Genomic DNA, 21,177 nt, shown 5'->3' on the forward strand with positions numbered 1-21,177 from the left:
CACGGGCCGTTCAGCGGGCTGTCACCAAGAGTTCAACTCAGGCGCTCACCCATCAGTGGGCACCGACACCACGGGGGCGGCGGAAGGCTGCTCGGCCGCCGATGTCTTCTTGGCCGCGGACTTCGCGGCGGTCTTCTTCGCGGCGGTCTTCTTGGCCGCCGTCTTCTTCGTGGCCGCCTTCTTGGCCGTGGCCTTCTTCGCGGCCTTTCGCGCCGCCTTCTTGGCCGGAGCTGAGGCTTCCGCATTGCCGTCGTCGCCGGCCTCACCGCCATGCCCTGCGGATTCGGCCGAATGGGCGGCATCCGGTGCCGAATCCACCACGAGAACAGCCGCCTCTTCGGCGCCCGCCGGCGAACCGGCCGGGGCCGACGCCTTACGGGTCGCCCGGCGCCGCGCCCTCGGCGGCGCCGCCTCCGACTCCGCCGCCTCGGGCTCGGGCTCGGCCACCGGCTCCACGGCGACGGGCGCCGCCGACGGCTCGACGACAACCTCCGCCGCCTGCTCGGACTCGCCCGTCTTCGGCGAACCGGCCGGGGCCGACGCCTTACGGGTCGCCCGGCGGCGCGCCCTCGGCGGCGCCGCCTCCGGCTCCGCCGCCTCGGGCTCGGGCTCGGCCACCGGCTCCTCGGCCCTGACCTGCGGCTCGGGCTCCGTCGACCTCGGCGAACCGGCCGGAGCCGACGCCTTGCGCGACGCCCGGCGGCGCGAACGCCCGCCACGGGCGGCCGTCTCGGCCTCCGCGACGCTGCTGTACAGCTCCTCGTCGGGCACGAACTCGGGCGCGGGCAGCGCGACCGGGGCGGCGGTCTCCGCCGCCACCTCGGCCTCGGACTCGGTCTCCGAGGCCGACTCCGTCAGGACGTCGGCCGCCGTCTCGTGGTCGTGGTCCGCGCCGGATCCGCCGCGCCGCTTCTTCGCACGCTTGCCGCCACCACCGGCGCTGCCACCGCCACCGAAGCCGGTCGGCTGCTCCATGTGGACGATCACGCCACGGCCGTTGCAGTGCACGCAGGTCTCGGAGAACGACTCCAGCAGCCCCTGGCCCACCCGCTTACGGGTCATCTGGACCAGGCCGAGCGAGGTGACTTCGGCGACCTGATGCTTCGTACGGTCCCGGCCCAGGCACTCCAGCAGCCGGCGCAGCACCAGATCCCGGTTCGATTCGAGGACCATGTCGATGAAGTCGATGACGACGATGCCGCCCAGGTCGCGCAGCCGCAGCTGACGCACGATCTCCTCGGCCGCCTCCAGGTTGTTCCTGGTGACGGTCTCTTCGAGGTTGCCGCCCTGGCCGGTGAACTTCCCGGTGTTGACGTCGACCACGATCATGGCCTCGGTCTTGTCGATGACCAGCGAACCGCCGCTGGGCAGCCAGACCTTGCGGTCCAGCGCCTTCATCAGCTGCTCGTCGATCCGGTACGAGGCGAAGACGTCGACCTCGCTCGTCCAGCGGTTCAGCCGGTCGGACAGATCGGGCGCCACGTGCGCCACATAACCGTGGATGGTCTGCCATGCCTCGTCACCGCTGACGACGACCTTGGTGAAGTCCTCGTTGAAGATGTCGCGCACGACCCGGACGGTCATGTCCGGCTCACCGTAGAGAAGGGTCGGGGCGTTGCCGTTCTTCGCCTTCTTCTGGATGTCCTCCCACTGCGACTGAAGGCGCTCGACGTCGCGGCGCAGCTCGTCCTCGCTCGCGCCCTCGGCGGCCGTACGGACGATGACGCCCGCGTCCTCGGGGACGATCTTCTTCAGGATGGTCTTCAGCCGCGCCCGCTCGGTGTCGGGGAGCTTGCGGCTGATGCCGGTCATCGAGCCCTCGGGGACGTACACGAGGTAGCGGCCGGGGAGCGAGACCTGGCTGGTGAGGCGCGCGCCCTTGTGGCCGATCGGGTCCTTCGTCACCTGGACGAGGACCGACTGGCCGGACTTGAGCGCGGTCTCGATACGGCGCGGGCCGCCCGACATGCCCAGCGCCTCGAAGTTGACCTCACCGGCGTACAGGACGGCGTTGCGCCCCTTGCCGATGTCGACGAAGGCGGCCTCCATGGACGGCAGTACGTTCTGCACCTTGCCCAGGTAGACGTTGCCGACGTAGCTGGTGGCCTGCTCCTTGTTGACGTAGTGCTCGACGAGCACGTTGTCCTCAAGAACACCGATCTGGGTGCGCTCACCGCTCTGCCGCACCACCATCACGCGCTCGACGGCCTCGCGGCGCGCCAGGAACTCCGCCTCGGTGATGATCGGCACGCGGCGGCGGCCCTGCTCGCGGCCTTCACGGCGGCGCTGCTTCTTCGCTTCGAGCCGGGTCGAGCCCTTGATGGACTGGACCTCGTCCACGCCGGTGCCGGGCTCGGTGTCCTTCGTACGGCGCTCGCGCGGCTCGCGGACCTTGACGACCGTACGCTCCGGGTCGTCCACGCCGTTGTTCTCGGTGTCGGAGCCACCGTCGCCGCTGCGACGGCGCCTGCGGCGGCGCCGACGGCTGCTGCTGCTTCCGCCGCCACCCGACTGGCCGGCGGAGTCGTCGTCGCCGTCCTGCTCGTCGGAGGAGTCGGCGGCGTCCGCCTCGGAGCCGTCCTGGCTCCGCTCCTCCTGCGCGTCGTCGGCGTGCTCTTCCGACTGCTCGTCGGCGTCGGCGGACTCACCACGGCGACGGCGACGGCCGCCCCGGCGGCGGCGCCGCGACGGACGGTCGAACTCGTCGGACTCCTCGGAGTCGGACTCGTCGCCCTCGGCGGACTGCTCGGTGTCGCTCTCGTCGTCGGCGTCCCGCTCGGCGGCGGGGGCCGCGGCGGGCGCGGGCTCGGCGGCTTCGGCGGACTCGCCACGACGGCGGCGCCGACGGCGGCCGGAAGGCTCGGGGGCAGGCTCGGCGACGGGCTCGGCCGTCGTCTCGTCCTCGATGTCGAGATCGTCATCGTCCTCGACGTCACCGGCGGCGGCCATCGCGGCGGCCGTCTCGGGGGTCTGGAACATCGGCTCGGCGAAGACGGGCGCCTGGAAGACGGCCACGGCGGGCCGGGCGGCGCGCCGACGCGACCGCTCGGGCGCCTCGGTCTCCTTGGGCTCCTTGCCCTTCGCGGCGGAGTCCTTCGCGGCGGTCGTCCCCGAGCCGTCGCGCTGCTCGGCCTTCCGGGCCTTGGGCTCAGTCTTCTGCTCGGCCTCGGGCTCGGACGAGCCGGCCGCCCTGCGGCGGGTACGGCCACGGGTGGCGGCCTTCTCGGCGGCCTCGACCCGCTCCTCGTCGGCGGTGATCTGTGTGACGGCGTTCGCGGGGAGCGTCTCGCCCTGCGCGACCTCGTCGGTGTCCTCGGCCGCCTCGACCGTCTGGGGGGTGGTGGCCGGCGCGGTCACCTTGCGGGTGGCGCGGCGCCGCGCACGGGGCGGGGCGGCCTCCTCGGCGACGGGCTCCGCGACGGCCTCGGGTGCGGTTTCGGACGCGGTCTCGGCCACGGTCTCGACGGCCGGCTCCGGCACGCTCTCGGCGGGCGCGGCGACCTTACGCGTCGCCCGACGGCGGGCACGCGGCGGCGCGGCCTCATCGGCGACGACGACAGGCTCGGCGACCGGTTCCCCGACGGCATCGGCGGCGGCGGGCTCGACGACAGGTTCGATCACCGGCTCGGCGACCGTCTCGGCGGGCGCGGCGACCTTGCGGGTGGCGCGGCGCCGGGCACGGGGCGGCGCGGCCTCATCGGCCTCCGCCTCGGCCAGGGTCTCCGGGGCTGCCGCCTCGGCCACGGGGTCGGCCACGATCTCCACGGGAGCGGTGGCCTTACGGGTGGCCCGGCGACGGGCGCGCGGCGGCGCGGCCTCATCGGCGGCACCCGCGGGGGCGTCTTCCGATACGTTCGCTGTGACGTCCGTCCCCTCGGCGGACTCGGCCGCCGAGGACGGCGGCCCCGCCGGACGCGACGCGGCGCGGCGCCTGCGGCGCGGCGGCAGCGTGTCGCTGGGGCTGTTCAGTTCTTCTTCGGTCTCCCGGCTCGCACCGGGTTCGTTCTGGGACATGCGGGCGGTTCTCCCGTCACGCTCCCGGGCGCCACGCCTTGTTCCGGTCCGGCCGCGGCCCGCGCTGAGGCGCGTCTGCCGCCGTCCGGGGCGCGGGCGCCGCACAGGAGCTGTTATGTCTGGGTCGCCGGTTCCGTACGTACGCGTCGTACGTACGGCCTGGCGAAAGTCTTCGTGGTCAGCACGCGCCGCCCGACCCAGGTGGCTCCCGAGGCTCTTTCAAGGGCTGCGCTACAACAACCGTCCCTACGCGGAAACCGCACCTTCCGGCGCCTTCGCGGCGGCGGGTCCGGCGGCCGTGGATGGGCCTGCCGTGACTGCCTCGCGGTCGGGCGCGAGCGGGTCGGTCACCGTTCCGGACTCCTCGTCGAAGAGCCCCTGCGCCAGCCTGGTCACCGCTGCGGGGACCGGCGGCGCCAGGTCGGCCACAGCTCGGAGACCGGAAAGGACGTCGTCGGGTCGAACGGCGGGTGTCACGTGCCGAACAACCAGCCGCAGTATCGCACAGCGCTCGGCCCCCGGCCTATCGGCCTGTGGACGAAGCGCCCGCAGGTCGACGACGGCCCCCCGTGCGTCGAAGGTGCGCATACCGTTCTTCGCGCGCCGTTCGACCTCCACCACCTCGGCGGCGAGGAAGGCGGTCACGGCCCGCTCGGCCTCTTCGTGCCCGACCCCGTCGAGCCGCAGCTCCCACACGGAGGCGGTCAGCCGGTCGGCGAGTCCCGACGTTCGGGCCTCGACGGCGTCGATGATGTCGAGGCCGGTGGGCAGCGACTCGTCGAGCAGTTCGCGCAGTGTGCCGGGGTCGCGCGGCGCCGCGAGGGCGATCTCCAGATACTCGGCCTCGCTGCCCGTGCCGGTGGGTGCGGCATTGGCGTAACTCACCTTCGGGTGCGGGGTGAAGCCTGCCGAGTACGCCATGGGGACGTCGGCGCGGCGCAGGGCCCGCTCGAAGGCACGCTGGAAATCGCGGTGGCTGGTGAACCGGAGGCGGCCACGCTTGGTGTAGCGCAGTCTGATGCGCTGCACCGCCGGCGCGGGCGGTGGGCCTTCGGGCTGTCGCTTGCCCAGTGGTTCTTCTCCTCGATGCGGGGTGCGCGCGGTGGCGCACACCCTCGAAACGCGCGGCCGACCGGGCGGTCGGCCCCGGAAAACCCGGCTCACACCTGCTTGCGCAGGGAAATCACGGGTGCGGGTACCGCGCCGGGGACAGTTGTTGTACTACCCAGCGTACGCGCCCCGTCGACCGGCGCCTTCACAGGCTCGGCCGGGCGGGGAGCGCCGACCAGGGCGCGCCAGGCGTCGCGGCGGGCCTGCCGGACCGTTTCCCCCGCGGAGCGCAGCGTGCTCCTGACCGCCCGGCCGGTCTCGACGGCGGTCTTCTTGGCCGGGGCCCACATGTAGTCGCGGACGACGTGCCCGACGGGTGTGCAGACGGTGCGGTAGAACCAGCTCAAGGGCTGTCCGACCAGGATCCAGGCCAGCCATTTCAGGGCGCGGCCGACCGCGCGCGAGATCTGTCCGGCGATCCGCCAGGCGACGCCGACGGCGGCGGCGATCTCACGGCCGACGGGGGCCAGGACCGTGCGGTGGAGCCAGCTGAGCGGGGTGACCAGCAGGGTGACCACGAGCCACACGAGCGCCGTCCAGACGCCGGTGGCGGCGAAGGCGATGCCCTTGGCGATGCCGGTGAGCAGCCAGACGATGCCGTGGCCGATAGGCGTGAGGATGCTCTCGTAGAGCCACACCACCGGCACCACGAACCCGTAGTACCCCACCGGCACCAGCACATGGCGCCAGAGCGCCACCCAGGGCCAGACGAACAGCGCCTTGCCCAGCCACGTCAGCCCCGCGCCCAGCACATGGCCGGTGGGCGTGAGCAACGTCTCGTACAGCCAGGAGCAGACGAAGCCGATGCCCTGGCAGATCGGGGTGACCACCTTCTGGTACAGCCACACCACCGGCACCACGAACCCGTACCGCGCCACGGGCACCACCACGTACCGCCACAACGCCACCCATGGCCACACGAACAACGCCTTGCCCACGACGCGCGCCACCGGAGCGAGCAGCGACTCGTACAACCAGGAGAAGGCCAGCCCGATGCCCCGTCCGAGCGGCCGGAGTACGGAGCGATGCAGCGCCCGCGCACCGGCGGCGAGCAGATCCCACACCATGCGCACGGGGACGACGAGTACGAGTACGACGATCCGGACCGGAATCCGGATGGCCGTGGTCAGACAGCCCTCACCCGGCTCGTACGGCTCGTGGGCCGGCGCCGGCGTCTTGTCCAGATCCATGCCTCTCAGGACGCACCCGACACCCGCCCGGATCCCGAATCGGCACCTCACACCAGGTTCGTGCCCGATTCGAGACCGGGGGCCGGAGGCCGTGGTGATCGGGAACAGGACAGCGACAGGGAGCCGCGCGTCGAGCCGGGACCGGGCGAGACGATCAAGAACCTCCCCCGCGTTGCGCAAATACCGCGCCGGGCCAGTCAGTCAACGGACCCGATCGGTCGGCGCACCGAAGCAAACTCGCCCCGAAGTGGGAAATCCATGATCAATTGCGACTGTCCGCATTGGATCTAGTGCGGCGAGTGACGATCTCCCTACGGTCATAGCGGCACCAACGCCGTACACCTGGAGGATTCGTGACCCGTTTCCGTAAGCGCCTGGCACTGCTGGGCTCGGCCGCCACTCTCGCCGCAGGCGCCCTCGTTCCCACGCAACTCGCCGGCGCGGCCCCGGCGAGCGCCGCGGCGTCCTACGAGTGGGTGGCCCTGGGCGACTCGTACACCGCCGGGGTCATCCCAGCCGCGGGCGAAGTCTTCGAGGTCCCCCGTGACGGCTGCGAGCGCACCGACCAGTCCTACCCGCAGGTCATCGACCGCGACCTCGGCTCGCTGATCGAGCTGACCAACGTCAGCTGCGGCGCCGCCACGATCGAGGACATCACCTTCAATGCCCAGAATCCGATCGGGCGCCATCTGCCGCCCTTCTCCGAGGACCCGGACTACCCGTTCCCCCCGGTGCCTCCCCAGTCCGAGGCCGTCAGTCCCGGCACCGACGTGGTCACAGTCGGCGTGGGCGGCAACACCCTCGGGTTCGCCGACATGCTCTTCACCTGCCTGCAACTGGGCTCGGGCAGCGGCGGCGTGGACACGCCGTGCCGGGACGAACTCGCGCACACCGTCCCCGATCGGCTGACCAAGGTGAGCAACGACTACGGCGAGATGCTCACCGCGCTCCAGGAGAGGGCGCCGCACGCCAAGATCGTGACCGTCGGCTACCCGACGGTCATCCCCGAGGACACGTCCAAGTGCCGGTACGACGACTGGCAGCAGTTCGCCTCGATCACCCCAGGTGACTTGGACTGGCTCCGCAAGGACGTCCTGGAACCCCTCAACAAGGTCATCGAGAAGTCGGCCGGCAACCACGACGCGACCTTCGTCAACCTCTACGACTCCTCCCGACAGCACAGCGTCTGCGACTCCGGCAAGTGGGTGGAGGGCATCTTCACCCGATTCCCCGACCAGCTGGCCTTCGTGCATCCCAACGCCAAGGGCCACCAGAACGCCGCCGACCACGTTTCGGCGGCGGTGCTGAACTCCATCGGCATCGGCTGACCCCCACACCGCGGTCCCGGACCGCCTGGAGCGAGCTGCCTCCGGCCCGACAGCCGGAGGCAGCGACGCTCCCCTCCCGCTTCCCGGGGGGGGCGGATGCCTCCACGAACGGCTTCCACGACAGGCGATCGGTTGCTCGGGCCCGTCTACTGGGCGAGGGGGCCGAACGACAAAGGAGGGATTCCCATGGCTGTGGTGATGTCCTTGCGCGCGCCGGGGGTCACGCCCGAGCAGTACGAGGCCGTGCGGACCGCGATGCGCTGGGAGGAGCACCTGCCGGAGGGCGCGGTCCTGCACGTGGCCTGGTTCGAGGGTGGCGCGCTGCATGTGACCGATGTGTGGAACACCCGAGAGGACTTCGAGCGGTTCTTCACCGACCGGCTCGGGTCCGCACTCAAAGAAGCCGGCGTCACAGGGAAGCCCGAGACCTCGTTCTCGCCCCTCCAACGGCGTTTTGTGGCCCCCGGCGTCAGCGGCTCCGACTGACGCGCAAGGCCGCCGAATGCGGTGCGACTCCGGCCGGCCGCACCGCACCGGACGTCTAGGGTCTGTCGTTTGGATCCGGCCTGATCCAAACGACAGACCCTAGACGTCCTGGCATATGCGACAAGCTCCGGGTAGCCGTGTCACCCGATCGGCCCAGCGTTCCGGACGGGTTGTCTAGCCCCTTTTGACCGTCAGCGGCAGCAGCTTCTTGCCCGTCGGACCGATCTGGATGTCCAAGTCGAGCTGCGGGCACACTCCGCAGTCGAAGCACGGCGTCCAGCGGCAGTCCTCGACCTCGGTCTCGTCCAGCGCGTCCTGCCAGTCCTCCCAGAGCCAGTCCTTGTCGAGACCGGAGTCCAGATGGTCCCAGGGCAGGACCTCCTCGTACGTGCGCTCGCGCGTGGTGTACCAGTCGATGTCCAGGCCGGCCTGCGGCAGCGTCTTCGCGGCGGCGGTCATCCAGCGGTCGTAGCTGAAGTGTTCGCGCCAGCCGTCGAACCGGCCGCCGTCCTCGTAGACCGCCCGGATGACCGCGCCCACCCGGCGGTCGCCGCGCGAGAGCAGGCCCTCGACGATGCCGGGCTTGCCGTCGTGGTAGCGGAAGCCGATCGAGCGGCCGTACTTCTTGTCCGCGCGGATCTTGTCGCGCAGCTTCAGCAGCCGCTCGTCGGTCTCCTCGACGCTCAGCTGCGGCGCCCACTGGAACGGGGTGTGCGGCTTGGGCACGAACCCGCCGATGGAGACGGTGCAGCGGATGTCGTTCTGGCCGGAGACCTTGCGGCCCTCCGCGATGACGTTGACCGCCATGTCGCCGATCTGCAGGACGTCCTCGTCGGTCTCCGTCGGCAGCCCGCACATGAAGTAGAGCTTCACCTGGCGCCAGCCGTTGCCGTACGCGGTGGAGACCGTACGGATCAGGTCCTCCTCCGAGACCATCTTGTTGATGACCTTGCGCAGCCGTTCGGAGCCGCCCTCGGGGGCGAAGGTGAGACCGGAGCGGCGGCCGTTGCGCGTCAGCTCGTTGGCGAGGTCGACGTTGAACGCGTCGACACGGGTGGACGGGAGGGAGAGGCCGATCTTCTCCTCCTCGTACCGGTCGGCGAGGCCCTTCGCGACGTCGGCGATCTCGCTGTGGTCGGCGGAGGACAGCGACAGCAGGCCGACCTCCTCGAAGCCGGTCGCCTTCAGGCCCTTCTCGACCATCTCGCCGATGCCGGTGATGCTGCGCTCCCGGACGGGCCGCGTGATCATGCCGGCCTGGCAGAAGCGGCAGCCGCGCGTGCACCCGCGGAAGATCTCGACGGACATCCGCTCGTGCACGGTCTCGGCGAGCGGCACCAGCGGCTGCTTCGGGTACGGCCACTCGTCGAGGTCCATGACGGTGTGCTTGGAGACCCGCCACGGGACGCCGGACCGGTTGGGGACGGTACGGGCGATACGGCCGTCCGGCAGGTACTCGACGTCGTAGAAGCCCGGCACGTACACCCCGCCGGTCTTCGCGAGCCTCAGCAGCAGCTCCTCGCGGCCACCGGTCCGGCCCTCGGCCTTCCAGGCCCGGATGATCGCGGTGATCTGAAGGACCGCCTGCTCACCGTCGCCGATGACGGCGCAGTCGATGAACTCGGCGATCGGCTCGGGGTTGAACGCCGCGTGGCCGCCCGCGAGGACGATCGGGTGGTCGACGGTGCGGTCCGCCGCGTTGAGCGGGATCCCGGCCAGGTCGAGCGCCGTGAGCATGTTGGTGTAGCCCAGCTCGGTGGAGAAGGAGAGCCCGAAGACGTCGAAGGCGGAGACCGGGCGGTGCGCGTCCACCGTGAACTGCGGGACCCGGTGCTCGCGCATCAGCGCTTCGAGGTCGGGCCAGACGCTGTACGTACGCTCCGCGAGCACGCCCTCGCGCTCGTTGAGTACCTCGTACAGGATCATGACGCCCTGGTTGGGCAGCCCCACCTCGTACGCGTCCGGGTACATCAGCGCCCAGCGGACGTCGCACGCGTCCCAGTCCTTGACGGTGGAGTTGAGTTCACCGCCGACGTATTGGATCGGCTTCTGCACATGCGGGAGCAGAGCTTCGAGCTGTGGGAAGACCGATTCAACAGCAGACATCACGGCGACTTTCGTGGACTGACGGGGTGACCATTCAGGCTACCCCGACCGCCAACCGCCCCTCACCGCGCGAAGCCCCGCGAAGCCCTGCCCGGGCCGTCCTCAGCCCGTCAGCGCCCGGCGCAGCTTCGGCTCGGCCGACTTCTTCCAGACGCGCGGCAGCTCCCGCTCCCGGTCCGCGGCCCGTGCCTCCTCCTCGCCGTACAGCAGCCCCCAGGTGAAAGCGGACTCACCGGCGGCATGTGCCTGGATCGCGAGGTCGCGCAGGGCGTCGCGGGCCACCACGCTGTCCTGGTGGTCGCCGAGCACGGTCTGCACGGCCCTCATCCGCTTCGAGAAGCGCTTCGCGGGCGTGCCGAGGGCGGCGCTGGCCGCGTCGGCGGCGTAACGGGCGCGCTTGGCGGCCTTGCGGGCGTCGTGGAGCGCCAGGTCGCGCTCCTCCCCCGGCGCGAGCGCCAGTGCGTGCTCGACCCGGCCCGCGAGGCGTTCGTAGTCCTTGATGATCGCCCGAGGCAGCACCTTGCCGGGCTTCCTGTCGGCGCTGTCCGCGAGCAGCGGCGGATCGGCGAGCAGGGCGTCCACCGAGTCCAGCAGGCGCAGATAGCGCGCGCTGTCGAGGACGCCGAGGGTCCTGGCCCGTGCGTCGGTGCGTCCCGCGGCGTCCCAGATCTGGAGCCGGGCGTGCACCGGGCCGAGCAGCAGGGTCGGGTGGTGGGCGTCGACGCGTTCGGTGAGGCGCTCGGCGAGGACCTCCTGGTCCCGGTCGACGCCCAGCTCCCCGGCGAGCCACTTCAGCTCCGCGCCGATGGGGCGGCTGGCCTCGCGGTCGAGCACCTTCTTGTACGTACGGAACGCGGACCGCATCCGGCGGGTGGCGACCCGCAGCTGGTGCACCGAGTCGGGCAGGTCCCGGCGGACGGCGGCGTCGTACGAGACGATCGCGTCGGCCTGCTCGCGCAGATAGGCCAGTACGTGGTCCCCGGCGGTGACCGCCGCGTGCCCGGCGCCCTTCGCCCCCTTGCCGGCGTCCCGGTTCCTGGTCTTCCTCGCGGCCGGCGCGCTCCCGGCGGGCGCCGTCTCGGCGAGGGCCCTGGCGAGCTTGGAACTGGCGGACGCCGGACGTACCCCCGCCTTGCGGAGGACCTTCTCCACGGCGTCGAGCAGCGCCGGGTCGCCGTCGTCGGCCAGCTCGACCTCGATCTCGGTCCAGCGGGCTGTGCCGGACCCGTCGGGCAGGCGTTGGGCACGGACGGTGTCCACAGCCACCTCGGCGAGGGTTCTGCCGCTCTTGTCGACCAGCAGGCTGAGGTCGCGCGAGGTCCGCAGCCGTACGACGGGGGCCAGCTCAGCGCCGCGGACGCGGGAGCGCACCAGCGCGGCCAGCTCGTCGGGGAGGGTGTCGGAGAGCGGAGCCTGGATCTCGTCGCGGACGTCGTTGCCGACGGGGAATTTCAGATGCCAGCCCGCGTCGGCGCCGCCGGTGCGCCGGCGGAGGGTGAGCAGGTCGGTGGTCAACCGCAGATCGGCCGTGTCGTGGTAGACGGCGTCAAGCTCGGTGACGCCTTCGGCGCTGACGGCCGAGACGGCGGGGACCTTGGTGAGGTCCGGCAGAACGAAACGACGGCCACCGGGTTCCGAGCCGCCGTCGCCGCGGTCGCCACCCTCCAGCCGCACCGGGAGTTCGTACTTTCGCTCGATCTCGCGCTTTGTGTCCGCCATCTTCACAAACGTAGTCGCAGGGGCCGCCGAGTGGCAGCCCCCGCTACTCCGAACCGGCGGATCACGCCGCCGGTCACGCAGACATGGGCCGCTGCACCCTGATCGACTGGAGCAGCCCGACCGCGATCCAGACCGCGAACATCGACGTGCCTCCGTACGACACGAACGGCAGCGGCAGACCCGCCACCGGCATGATCCCGAGCGTCATGCCGACGTTCTCGAATGACTGGAAGGCGAACCAGGCGATGATCCCGGCCGCCACGATCGTGCCGTACAGCTCGGTCGTCTCACGGGCGATCCGGCACGCGCGCCACAGCACCACACCGAGCAGCAGCAGGATCAGCCCGGCCCCGAGGAAGCCCAGCTCCTCCCCCGCGACGGTGAAGACGAAGTCGGTCTGCTGCTCGGGGACGAACTGGCCGGTGGTCTGGGAGCCCTTGAAGAGTCCGGTGCCGGTCAGGCCGCCCGAACCGATCGCGATCCGCGCCTGGTTGGTGTTGTAGCCGACTCCCGCCGGGTCCAGCTCCGGGTTGGCGAAGGCGGCGAAGCGGTTGATCTGGTACTCGTCGAGGATCCCGAGCGCGGCGACGGCGACGGCACCCGCGACACCGGCGCCGACGAGCCCGAAGATCCACCGGTTGGACGCCCCGGAGGAGAGCAGGACGCCGAGCACGATCACCGCCATGACCATCACCGAGCCGAGGTCCGGCATCATCATGACGATCATGATCGGGACGACCGCGAGGCCCAGGGACTTCGCGACCGTCCGATGGTCCGGATGGGCCTGATCACCCGCGTCGACTCTGGCCGCGAGCAGCATCGCCATACCGAGGATGATCGTGATCTTCACAAACTCCGAGGGCTGGAGCGTGAAGCCGCCGCCGAGCACGATCCAGGCGTGCGCGCCGTTGATGGTCGCGCCGAGCGGGGTGAGCACCAGCAGCACGAGCACGACGGAGAGGCCGTAGAGCACCGGCACCGCGCCGCGCAGGGTGCGGTGGCCGAGCCAGATCGTGCCGATCATCAGGGCCAGCCCGATACCGGTGTTCAGTATGTGGCGGAGGAAGAAGTGGTACTCGTCGCCCTGGTTGAGAGACGTACGGTTACGGGTCGCCGACCAGACGAGCAGCGACCCGACCGCCGACAGCGCGATCGAGGAGAACAGCAGGGGCCAGTCCAGCCTGCGCGCCAGCGAGTCGCGGGCGGCGAGCGTCGCCCAGAGCCCGCGCTCGGGACCGTATCCGGAGACGGAGAAGCCGCCCGTGCCGGCCATGCGTCAGTCCCTCCGCGCGGGTGGCCCCGCGAGCTGTTCGTTGTCGTTCGGTGTCCGGCCGGGACCGGCCGGTGGCCGGCCCACGTCGCCGGGGGCCTGACGGTTGTCCGGGGCCCGGCCCGCGTCGCCCGGGGCCTGGTTCGCGCCGGGGTCCTGCGGCACCTGCCCGGCGTTGTCACCGGCCGGCGCGATCTCGTTGCCGTCCAGCGGCGCCTGTTCCGGTACGTACGGCTTGACGGTCGGCGCGTCGATCGTGCCGTCGGGCTCGATCTTGGGCAGTGCGGTACGCGGCTTGGGCAGCAGGGCCTTCTTCATGTTCTGCCCGCCCTTCGCGTCGAGGCCGTACATCGCCTCGTAGATCTTCCGTACGGCGGGGCCCGAGGCGCCGGAGCCCGTACCACCCTGGGAGATCGTCATGACGATCGTGTAGTCCTCGGTGTACGAGGCGAACCAGGACGTCGTCTGCTTGCCGTAGACCTCGGCCGTACCCGTCTTGGCGTGCATCGGGATCTTGTCCTGCGGCCAGCCGCCGAACCGCCAGGCCGCCGAGCCGGTGGTCGCCACTCCCGCCAGCGCCTTGTCCAGCTGGTCGCGCAGCGTGCGGTCGACCGGCAGCTTGCCGTGCGACTGCGGCTTGATCTCCTCGACGCTCTTGCCGTCGGGGCTGACGATCGCCTTGCCGACGCTCGGGGTGTACATGGTGCCGCCGTTGGCGATCGCCGAGTAGATCGTGGCCATCTGGATCGGGGTGACGAGCGTGTCACCCTGGCCGATCGAGTAGTTGACCGCGTCACCGGCGCGCATCCGGTTGCCTTCGAGGCAGCCCTCGTACGCCAGTTGCTCGACGTACGTGCCGCCCTTCTTGCCCTGCTCGCACCAGTCGGCCTTGTTGGCCTCCCAGAAGTCCTGCTTCCACTGGCGGTCCGGGATCCGGCCCACGACCTCGTTGGGGAGGTCGATGCCGGTCTCCTTGGCGAGGCCGAACTCCTTGGCGGTCTTGTAGAACCAGTCGTTGGCGCCCTTCTTGGGCTTGTTGCCGCCGTCCTTGCGCCACTCGTTGTGCGCGAGCCCGTAGAAGACGGTGTCGCAGGAGACCTCCAGGGCGCGGCCGAGGTTGATGTTGCCGTAGCCCTGGGACTCGAAGTTCTTGAAGACCTGGTTGCCGATGGAGTACGAACTGGGGCACGGGTAGCTGCCGTTGAAGTCGTAACCGGCCCTGACCGCCGCCGTCGACGAGATGACCTTGAAGATCGAGCCGGGGGCGGCCTGCGACTGGATTCCCCGGTTCAGCAGCGGGAAGTTGGACTTCTTGCTGGTGAGCTTGGAGTAGTCCTTCGCGGAGATCCCGCCGACCCAGGCGTTGGGGTCGTACGTCGGCTGGGAGGCCATCGAGACGACGCGGCCGGTCTTGGACTCCAGGACCACCACGGCGCCCGCGTCGGCCTTGTAGTTCTCGTTGGTGTTGCGGTCCATCTCCTTGCGGGCCGCCTTCATCGCCTCGTTCAGCTCGAACTCGGCGACGGCCTGCACCCGCGCGTCGATGGAGGTGATGATGTTGGAGCCCGGCTCGGCCTGGTCGCTCTTGGCCTGGCCGATGACACGGCCGAGGTTGTCGACCTCGTAGCGGGTGACGCCCGCGTCGCCGCGCAGGTACTTGTCGTACGTACGCTCCAGACCGGAGCGGCCGACCTGGTCGGAGCGGAGGAACGGCGAGTCGGTGTCCTGCGCCTTGGTGATCTCCTCGTCGGTCACCGGCGAGAGATAGCCGAGCACCTGGGCGGTGTTGGCCTTGGCCGGCGCGGCGTAGCGGCGCACGGCGGTCGGCTCGGCGGTGATACCGGGAAAGTCCTCGGCGCGCTCGCGGATCTGGAGCGCCTGCTGCGTGGTGGCCTCGTCGGTGACGGGGATCGGCTGGTACGGCGAACCGTTCCAGCAGGGCTGCGGCGTCTCGTTGTCGCAGAGCCTGACCTTGTCCCCGACCTCCTTCGGCGACATGCCGAGGACTTCGGCGAGACGGATGAGGACCGCCTTCCCGCTGTCCTGCATCTTCATCAGCTCGGTGCGGCTGGCGGAGACGACGAGACGGGTCTCGTTGTCGGCGAGCGGCACGCCCTGCGAGTCGAGGATCGAACCGCGGACGGCCGGCTGGACGACCTGTTGTACGTGGTTGTTCTTCGCCTCGTCCGTGTACTCCGCGCCGTTGCGGACCTGGAGGTACCAGAGCCGTCCGCCGAGGGTGAGCAGCAGCGAGACGACGAGGACCTGGATGATGATGAGCCGGATCTGGACCCGCTGCGTCCGTCCGGTCTCCGGAATGTTGCTCACAGCCGTTTGACCCCCTTGATCCGTCCGGCACGTGCCGCGCGCGACCTGGCCGTCTTCAACCGCAGTACGCCGCGCTGGCTCCCGATCTTCAGTCCGGTCCCCGCCGCGAGCCAGCCGGAGGCGACGTCGCCGCCGCCGCTCGACTTCGCGGCGAGCGGGTCGTTCTCCGCGCGTCTGGCCAGGGCCATGATCAGCGGGACGGTGAACGGGGCGAGCAGCAGGTCGTAGATGGCCGAGGTGATCACCAGGTTGGTGAGGCCCACATGACGGGCGGCGGTGTCGCCGACGAGGGCGCCGACACCCGCGTACAGCAGGGTCGTGGTGACGGCGGCGCCGACCACCACGACCATCGGGCCCAGCGCGGTGCGCAGTTGGCCCTTCTCGGGCTTGGCGAGTCCGGCGAGATAGCCGATCAGGCAGAGCACCAGCGCGTAGCGTCCGGCGGCGTGGTCGGCGGGCGGGGCGATGTCGGCGAGGAGCCCGGCGCCGAAGCCGATGAGGGCGCCGCTGGTGTGGCCGTAGACCAGGGCGAGCGCGATGACGACGAGAAGCAGCAGATCGGGTACGGCTCCGGGGAGTTGGAGCCGGGCGAGTACGGACACCTGGACGACCAGCGCGACGACGACAAGGGTGACGGAGAGCAGCGTCCGGTTGAGGCGCATGGGGATCAGCTCTACTCCTGCTCGTTGACCTGGCCGTCGTCCGGCGGCTGCGGCCCGCCTGGCGACGGGGTGGCCGTGACAGTGACGGTCGGGGTGGGCTTGGGCTTGGCGGGCTTCTGCGGCAGGACCATGTCGCGCGGGTCCTCGCGGGGTGCCTGGACGACGACGCCGACGATGTCGAGCTTGCTGAAGCCGACGTACGGGCGGACGTAGATGTCGCGCGTGAGGCCGCCGGCGGCGGGGTCGACGCGGACGACCTGGCCGACCGGCACTCCGGGGACGAACGGCCGGTCCTTGTTGGACCCGAACGTGACCAGCCGGTCGCCGGGCTTCACCTTGGCCTTGCCGTTGAGGAGTTGGACGTTGAACGGCTGGTCGCCCTGGCCGGTGGCGAAGCCCAGTTCGTCGGAGCGCTCCATCCGGGTGCCGACCGTGAAGTCCGGGTCGTTGGCGAGCAGTACGGTCGCGGTGCTCGGTCCCACCGTGGTGATGCGGCCGACGAGCCCGTCACCGTTCAGGACGGTCATGTCGCGCTTGAGGCCGTCCTTCGCGCCCGCGTCGATGGTCACGGTCCAGGAGAAGCCCTGGGCCGCTCCTATGGCGATGACCTCGGCGGCCTTTATGCCGTACTGGCCGGCGCCCGCCGCCTTCAGGAGCTTGTCCAGCTCCTTCACACGGCTGCGGTTGCGGTCGTCGCTGCCGAGCCGCTGCTTGAGTGCCGCGTTCTCCCGCTCCAGGGCGCTGATGCGGTCGTGCCGCGTACCGGAGTCCCGTACGGCCCCGATTGCGTTGCCGACCGGATCGACGGCCTGCGAGACGCCTCTCTGCACGGGGCCGAAGACCGAGGCCGCGGCCTGTCGGGCACCGTCGACGGGTGATGCCTCTCCCCCACGGATATCCACCGTGATCAGTGCGAACGCGATGGCGATCAGCAGCACCAGGAGCAGCCGGCTCTCTCGTGTGTCCCTCACGTGCGGCGGCCGTGCCTTCCTCGTTGGAATGCCTCGTCGGAAACCTTCGTGCGAATCGCGGGAATCACCCGGAAGGGATTCGTCTCAATTGGCACTTCGGTTTGGTCTTGTCTGTATATCAACGATCCACCGACGGGGACGTCGCGTTCCATATGGGGTGTCCCCCGGGCTTGTTGAGCCCGGGGGATATTCGCACTTTTCATGATCCGCGCGGGTCGGTCAGCGATACGTCATCTGCGCGGCGACGCGTCCAGCACCTGCTGAAGGGCTTCGAACTCCTCGACGCACTTGCCGGAGCCCAGAGCCACCGAATCCAGCGGGTCCTCGGCGATGTGGATGGGCATACCGGTCTCACGCCGCAGCCGCTCGTCGAGGCCGCGCAGCAGGGCGCCGCCGCCGGTGAGGACGATGCCGCGGTCCATCACGTCGCCGGACAGCTCCGGCGGGCACTTGTCGAGCGTGGTCTTCACCGCGTCCACGATGGCGTTGACCGGCTCCTCGATGGCCTTGCGGACCTCGGCGGCAGAGACGACGACGGTCTTCGGCAGCCCCGACACCAGGTCGCGGCCACGGATCTCGGTGTGCTCCTCCTTGTCGAGGTCGTACGCCGAACCGATGGTGATCTTGATCTGCTCGGCGGTGCGCTCACCGAGGAGGAGCGAGTACTCCTTCTTGATGTGCTGGATGATCGCGTTGTCCAACTCGTCGCCGGCCACCCGGATCGACTGCGCGGTGACGATGCCGCCGAGCGAGATCACCGCGACCTCGGTGGTGCCGCCGCCGATGTCCACGACCATGTTGCCGGTCGCCTCGTGGACGGGAAGGCCCGAGCCGATGGCGGCGGCCATGGGCTCCTCGATGATGTGCACCTGACGGGCGCCCGCCTGGGTGGACGCCTCGATGACGGCGCGCCGCTCGACTCCCGTGATACCGGAGGGCACACAGACGACGACCCGCGGACGGGCCAGGTAGCGGCGCTTGTGGATCTTGAGAATGAAGTAGCGCAGCATGCGTTCGGTGATCTCGAAGTCGGCGATCACGCCGTCCTTCAGCGGCCGGACGGCAACGATGTTGCCCGGTGTCCGGCCGATCATCTTCTTCGCTTCGGCGCCGACCGCGAGGATGCCACCCGTGTTGGTGTTGATGGCGACGACGGACGGCTCGTTGAGCACGATCCCCCGACCCCTGACGTACACCAGCGTGTTGGCGGTCCCGAGGTCGACAGCCATGTCACGGCCGATGAACGACATCTTGTTCCCCATGAGGATGCGTCTGGCCTTCCCAAATCGAGCTTTGACGGCTTTTCAGGATGGCGAGGTGGATGCTGTGGGTGGAGACTTCCATCGTAGTGCCGTCCCCGCTGACTCGGCGCGGCAGATCCACCTCTAATAAAGGTGACGATGTGTCGCAGCCATGCGTTCCCGATCTGGCTCCGCATATGCCGGGGGAGGCCGAATTCCGTCGGCCGCCGCAGCTGCGCTCAGCGCTGTATGGCTGACGTTTGGTCAGGAAAGACCAGGGTAGGGGGTGTCTTTCAGTGCTCTGGGAAGAAAAGTTTCAGTTCCCGAATGGCGGACTCCTCGGAGTCCGAGGCGTGGATCAGGTTCTCCCGGACGATCGTTCCGAAGTCCCCCCGAATGGACCCCGGCGCTGCGGCGATCGGGTCAGTGGGGCCCGCCAGAGTCCGTACGCCCTCGATGACGCGCTCGCCCTCGACGACCATCGCGACGACCGGGCCCGACGCCATGAACTCGATCAGCGGCTCGTAGAACGGCCGGCCCTTGTGCTCGCCGTAGTGCTGCTCCAGCGTGCTCTCGTCGAGCGTGCGCAGCTCAAGTGCGGTGATGCTCCAGCCGGCCTTGCGCTCGATACGGCCGATGATCTCTCCCACCAAAGCGCGGCGGACGGCGTCCGGCTTGAGGAGGACGAGAGTGCGCTGGGTCATGGTGTGCGGCTCCTTGCGGGCATTCGCTGCGGGCAAACGGGTGAAGTGGTGTGAGGCTACAGGTGCGGAGAGCCCGCTCCGTACCCGGTCCACGTACGGACGGGCCTCTGGACCCGCTAGATCTGCGGCTCGGCGGGTGGTTCGGCCCCGGCCAGTTCCGCCCATCGCGCCTTCGCCTCGTCGATCTTGCGCCCGAAGTGGACCGAGGCCCACCACAGGGCGCCGAAGAGCACGCCGAGGAAGAACATCACCGGCACCACGAAACCGCCCGCGACCAGCGCGATCTGGAAGGCCCAGCCGAGCTGGACCCCGCCGGGCCTGGTGACCACGGCGCACAGCAGCAGGGACAGAAGCATCGCGATGCCGCAGACCGTCCACACTGTGCCCATCGACAGGTCGTCGGACTTCATGGCGACGAGCCCGGCGAAGCCGATCACGAAGAACTCACCGATCAGCGTCGACGCGCAGAGCGTACGCATGCGAAATCAGGCCTTTCCCAGAAGCAGCCGGGCCTCGCCGACCGTGATCACCGAACCGGTCACCAGCACGCCGGCGCCCGCGTACTCCCCGTCCTCCTCGGCGAGCGTGATCGCCGCCTCCAGCGCGTCGTCGAGCCGCGGTTCGACCTGCACCCGGTCGTCGCCGAACAGCTCGACGGCGACGGCAGCCAGCTCGTCCGCGCTCATCGCGCGGTCGCTGGAGTTCTGCGTGACGACGATCTCCGCGAAGACCGGCTCCAGGGCTTCGAGAAGCCCCCGGACGTCCTTGCCGGTGCCCGCGCCGACGACCCCGATCAGTCTGCTGAAGCCGAACGACTCACCGATCGCCGCCGCCACGGCCCGCGCGCCCGCCGGATTGTGCGCCGCGTCCAGGACGACAGTCGGCGAGCGCCGTACGACCTCAAGTCGGCCCGGCGAGATGACGGAGGCGAACGCCGAGCGCACCGTGTCCAGGTCCAGGGGGCGGGCGTGGGCGCCGACCCCGAAGAACGCCTCGACCGCCGCCAGCGCCACCGCCGCGTTGTGCGCCTGATGGGCGCCGTACAGCGGGAGGAAGATCTGCTCGTACTCACCACCGAGGCCGCGCAGCGTCAGCATCTGGCCGCCGACCGCGACCTCGCGGGCGACGATGCCGAACTCCATGCCCTCGCGCGCCACCGTCGCGTCCGCCTCGACGGCCTTCTTGAGCATCACCTGCGACGCGTCCACCGGCTGCTGCGCCAGGACGACCGTCGCGCCCTGCTTGATGATCCCGGCCTTCTCCACGGCGATCTCACCCGGCGTGGAGCCGAGCCGGTCGGTGTGGTCCAGGTCGATCGGGGTGACGACCGCGACGGTGGCGTCGATCACGTTCGTCGCGTCCCAGCTGCCGCCCATGCCGACCTCGACCACCGCGACGTCCACCGGGGCGTCCGCGAAGGCCGCGTACGCCATGCCGGTGAGGACCTCGAAGAACGAGAGCCGGTGGTCCTCGGCGCCGTCCACCATCTCGACGTACGGCTTGATCTCCTCGTACGTCTCGATGAACCGCTCCGGCGAGATCGGTTCGCCGTCGAGGCTGATCCGCTCGGTGACCGAGGAGACGTGCGGGCTGGTGTAGCGGCCGGTGCGCAGGTCGCAGGCGCGGAGCAGCGCCTCGATCATGCGGGCCGTGGACGTCTTGCCGTTGGTGCCGGTGATGTGGATCGACGGATACGCCCGCTGGGGGGCGCCGAGCACATCCATCAGCGCCTCGATGCGAGTGACCGACGGCTCAAGCTTCGTCTCGCCCCAGCGTCCGGCCAGCTCCTGCTCGACGGCGCGCAGCGCCTTGTCGACCTCCGGGTCGGCGGGCCGGGCCGGGACGCCGTCGCCCTGCGGGGGGCCCGTCTGGGCGCGCAGGGTGCGGCTCCCGGCCTCGATCACGGCGAGGTCGGGGTCGCGGGTCGTCTCGGCTTGGACGATGTCGTCGAAATCGTCGTCGTACTCGCCGGGCTGGTCTGGCTGGTCGGGCCGGTGCTCACTCACAGGGCCCAGTCTACGGAGCGGGTACGACACCGATGCCGCCCC

At 70.3% G+C, this 21,177-nt stretch carries 15 protein-coding genes; 2 read left to right on the forward strand and 13 right to left on the reverse strand.

From position 1 onward, the window contains the following. Positions 1-45 precede the first annotated feature (45 nt). From ACIBLA_RS26220 to ACIBLA_RS26230, 3 genes are all read right to left on the reverse strand, one after another. Positions 46-4,014: an Rne/Rng family ribonuclease gene (locus ACIBLA_RS26220; protein ID WP_399200066.1), complete on the reverse strand. Its 3,969-nt coding sequence runs from the start codon at positions 4,012-4,014 to the stop codon at positions 46-48. Between the two features lie 246 nt (positions 4,015-4,260). Continuing rightward, a complete protein-coding gene (locus ACIBLA_RS26225) occupies positions 4,261-5,043 on the reverse strand; it encodes a TIGR03936 family radical SAM-associated protein (RefSeq protein WP_363242396.1) in 783 nt (260 codons plus the stop codon). Between the two features lie 131 nt (positions 5,044-5,174). Beyond that, positions 5,175-6,314 carry a hypothetical protein gene (locus tag ACIBLA_RS26230; RefSeq protein WP_399200067.1) on the reverse strand — a complete coding sequence of 380 codons (1,140 nt, stop codon included), beginning with the start codon at positions 6,312-6,314 and terminating at the stop codon, positions 5,175-5,177. A gap of 353 nt (positions 6,315-6,667) precedes the next feature. Here ACIBLA_RS26230 and ACIBLA_RS26235 point away from each other — a divergent pair, with 353 nt between their 5' ends. Both ACIBLA_RS26235 and ACIBLA_RS26240 read left to right on the forward strand, forming a co-directional pair. Then, positions 6,668-7,642, forward strand: a complete 975-nt coding sequence (locus tag ACIBLA_RS26235) for an SGNH/GDSL hydrolase family protein (RefSeq protein ID WP_399200068.1) — start codon at positions 6,668-6,670, stop codon at positions 7,640-7,642. Between the two features lie 186 nt (positions 7,643-7,828). Further along, a complete protein-coding gene (locus ACIBLA_RS26240; protein WP_399200069.1) occupies positions 7,829-8,128 on the forward strand; it encodes a hypothetical protein in 300 nt (99 codons plus the stop codon). A gap of 174 nt (positions 8,129-8,302) precedes the next feature. On the opposite strand, the gene ACIBLA_RS26245 is transcribed toward ACIBLA_RS26240, so the two are convergent. From ACIBLA_RS26245 to ACIBLA_RS26290, 10 genes are all read right to left on the reverse strand, one after another. Further along, positions 8,303-10,234 (reverse strand): TIGR03960 family B12-binding radical SAM protein, encoded by a 1,932-nt coding sequence (locus ACIBLA_RS26245; protein ID WP_399200070.1) that lies wholly within the window; start codon positions 10,232-10,234, stop codon positions 8,303-8,305. A gap of 102 nt (positions 10,235-10,336) precedes the next feature. Next, positions 10,337-11,953 (reverse strand): CHAD domain-containing protein, encoded by a 1,617-nt coding sequence (locus ACIBLA_RS26250; protein ID WP_399200071.1) that lies wholly within the window; start codon positions 11,951-11,953, stop codon positions 10,337-10,339. A gap of 73 nt (positions 11,954-12,026) precedes the next feature. Then, on the reverse strand, positions 12,027-13,226 hold the full coding sequence (gene rodA, locus ACIBLA_RS26255) for a rod shape-determining protein RodA (protein WP_363242402.1): 1,200 nt from the start codon (positions 13,224-13,226) through the stop codon (positions 12,027-12,029). A 3-nt stretch (positions 13,227-13,229) separates the two neighbouring features. After that, the gene (gene mrdA / locus ACIBLA_RS26260; RefSeq protein WP_363242403.1) at positions 13,230-15,551 is read right to left on the reverse strand and encodes a penicillin-binding protein 2; all 2,322 of its coding nucleotides are present in this window, start codon (positions 15,549-15,551) and stop codon (positions 13,230-13,232) included. Then, positions 15,548-16,213 (reverse strand): rod shape-determining protein MreD, encoded by a 666-nt coding sequence (mreD, locus tag ACIBLA_RS26265; protein WP_363242404.1) that lies wholly within the window; start codon positions 16,211-16,213, stop codon positions 15,548-15,550. The genes mrdA and mreD overlap by 4 nt, the downstream gene beginning before the upstream one ends. Positions 16,214-16,224: 11 nt before the next feature. Beyond that, positions 16,225-17,184 (reverse strand): rod shape-determining protein MreC, encoded by a 960-nt coding sequence (gene mreC / locus ACIBLA_RS26270; RefSeq protein WP_363242405.1) that lies wholly within the window; start codon positions 17,182-17,184, stop codon positions 16,225-16,227. Between the two features lie 230 nt (positions 17,185-17,414). Then, positions 17,415-18,434, reverse strand: a complete 1,020-nt coding sequence (locus tag ACIBLA_RS26275; protein ID WP_363242456.1) for a rod shape-determining protein — start codon at positions 18,432-18,434, stop codon at positions 17,415-17,417. Positions 18,435-18,718: 284 nt separating this feature from the next. After that, positions 18,719-19,129 (reverse strand): nucleoside-diphosphate kinase, encoded by a 411-nt coding sequence (ndk, locus tag ACIBLA_RS26280; RefSeq protein ID WP_363242406.1) that lies wholly within the window; start codon positions 19,127-19,129, stop codon positions 18,719-18,721. A 116-nt stretch (positions 19,130-19,245) separates the two neighbouring features. Further along, entirely contained in the window at positions 19,246-19,608 is a 363-nt protein-coding gene (locus ACIBLA_RS26285) for a DUF4233 domain-containing protein (RefSeq protein ID WP_399200072.1), read from the reverse strand. A gap of 6 nt (positions 19,609-19,614) precedes the next feature. Then, entirely contained in the window at positions 19,615-21,135 is a 1,521-nt protein-coding gene (locus tag ACIBLA_RS26290; protein ID WP_399200073.1) for a bifunctional folylpolyglutamate synthase/dihydrofolate synthase, read from the reverse strand. Between the last annotated feature and the right edge of the window lie 42 nt (positions 21,136-21,177).

Origin of the sequence: Streptomyces sp. NPDC050433, assembly GCF_044458565.1 — a bacterium.
Classification (GTDB): domain Bacteria; phylum Actinomycetota; class Actinomycetes; order Streptomycetales; family Streptomycetaceae; genus Streptomyces.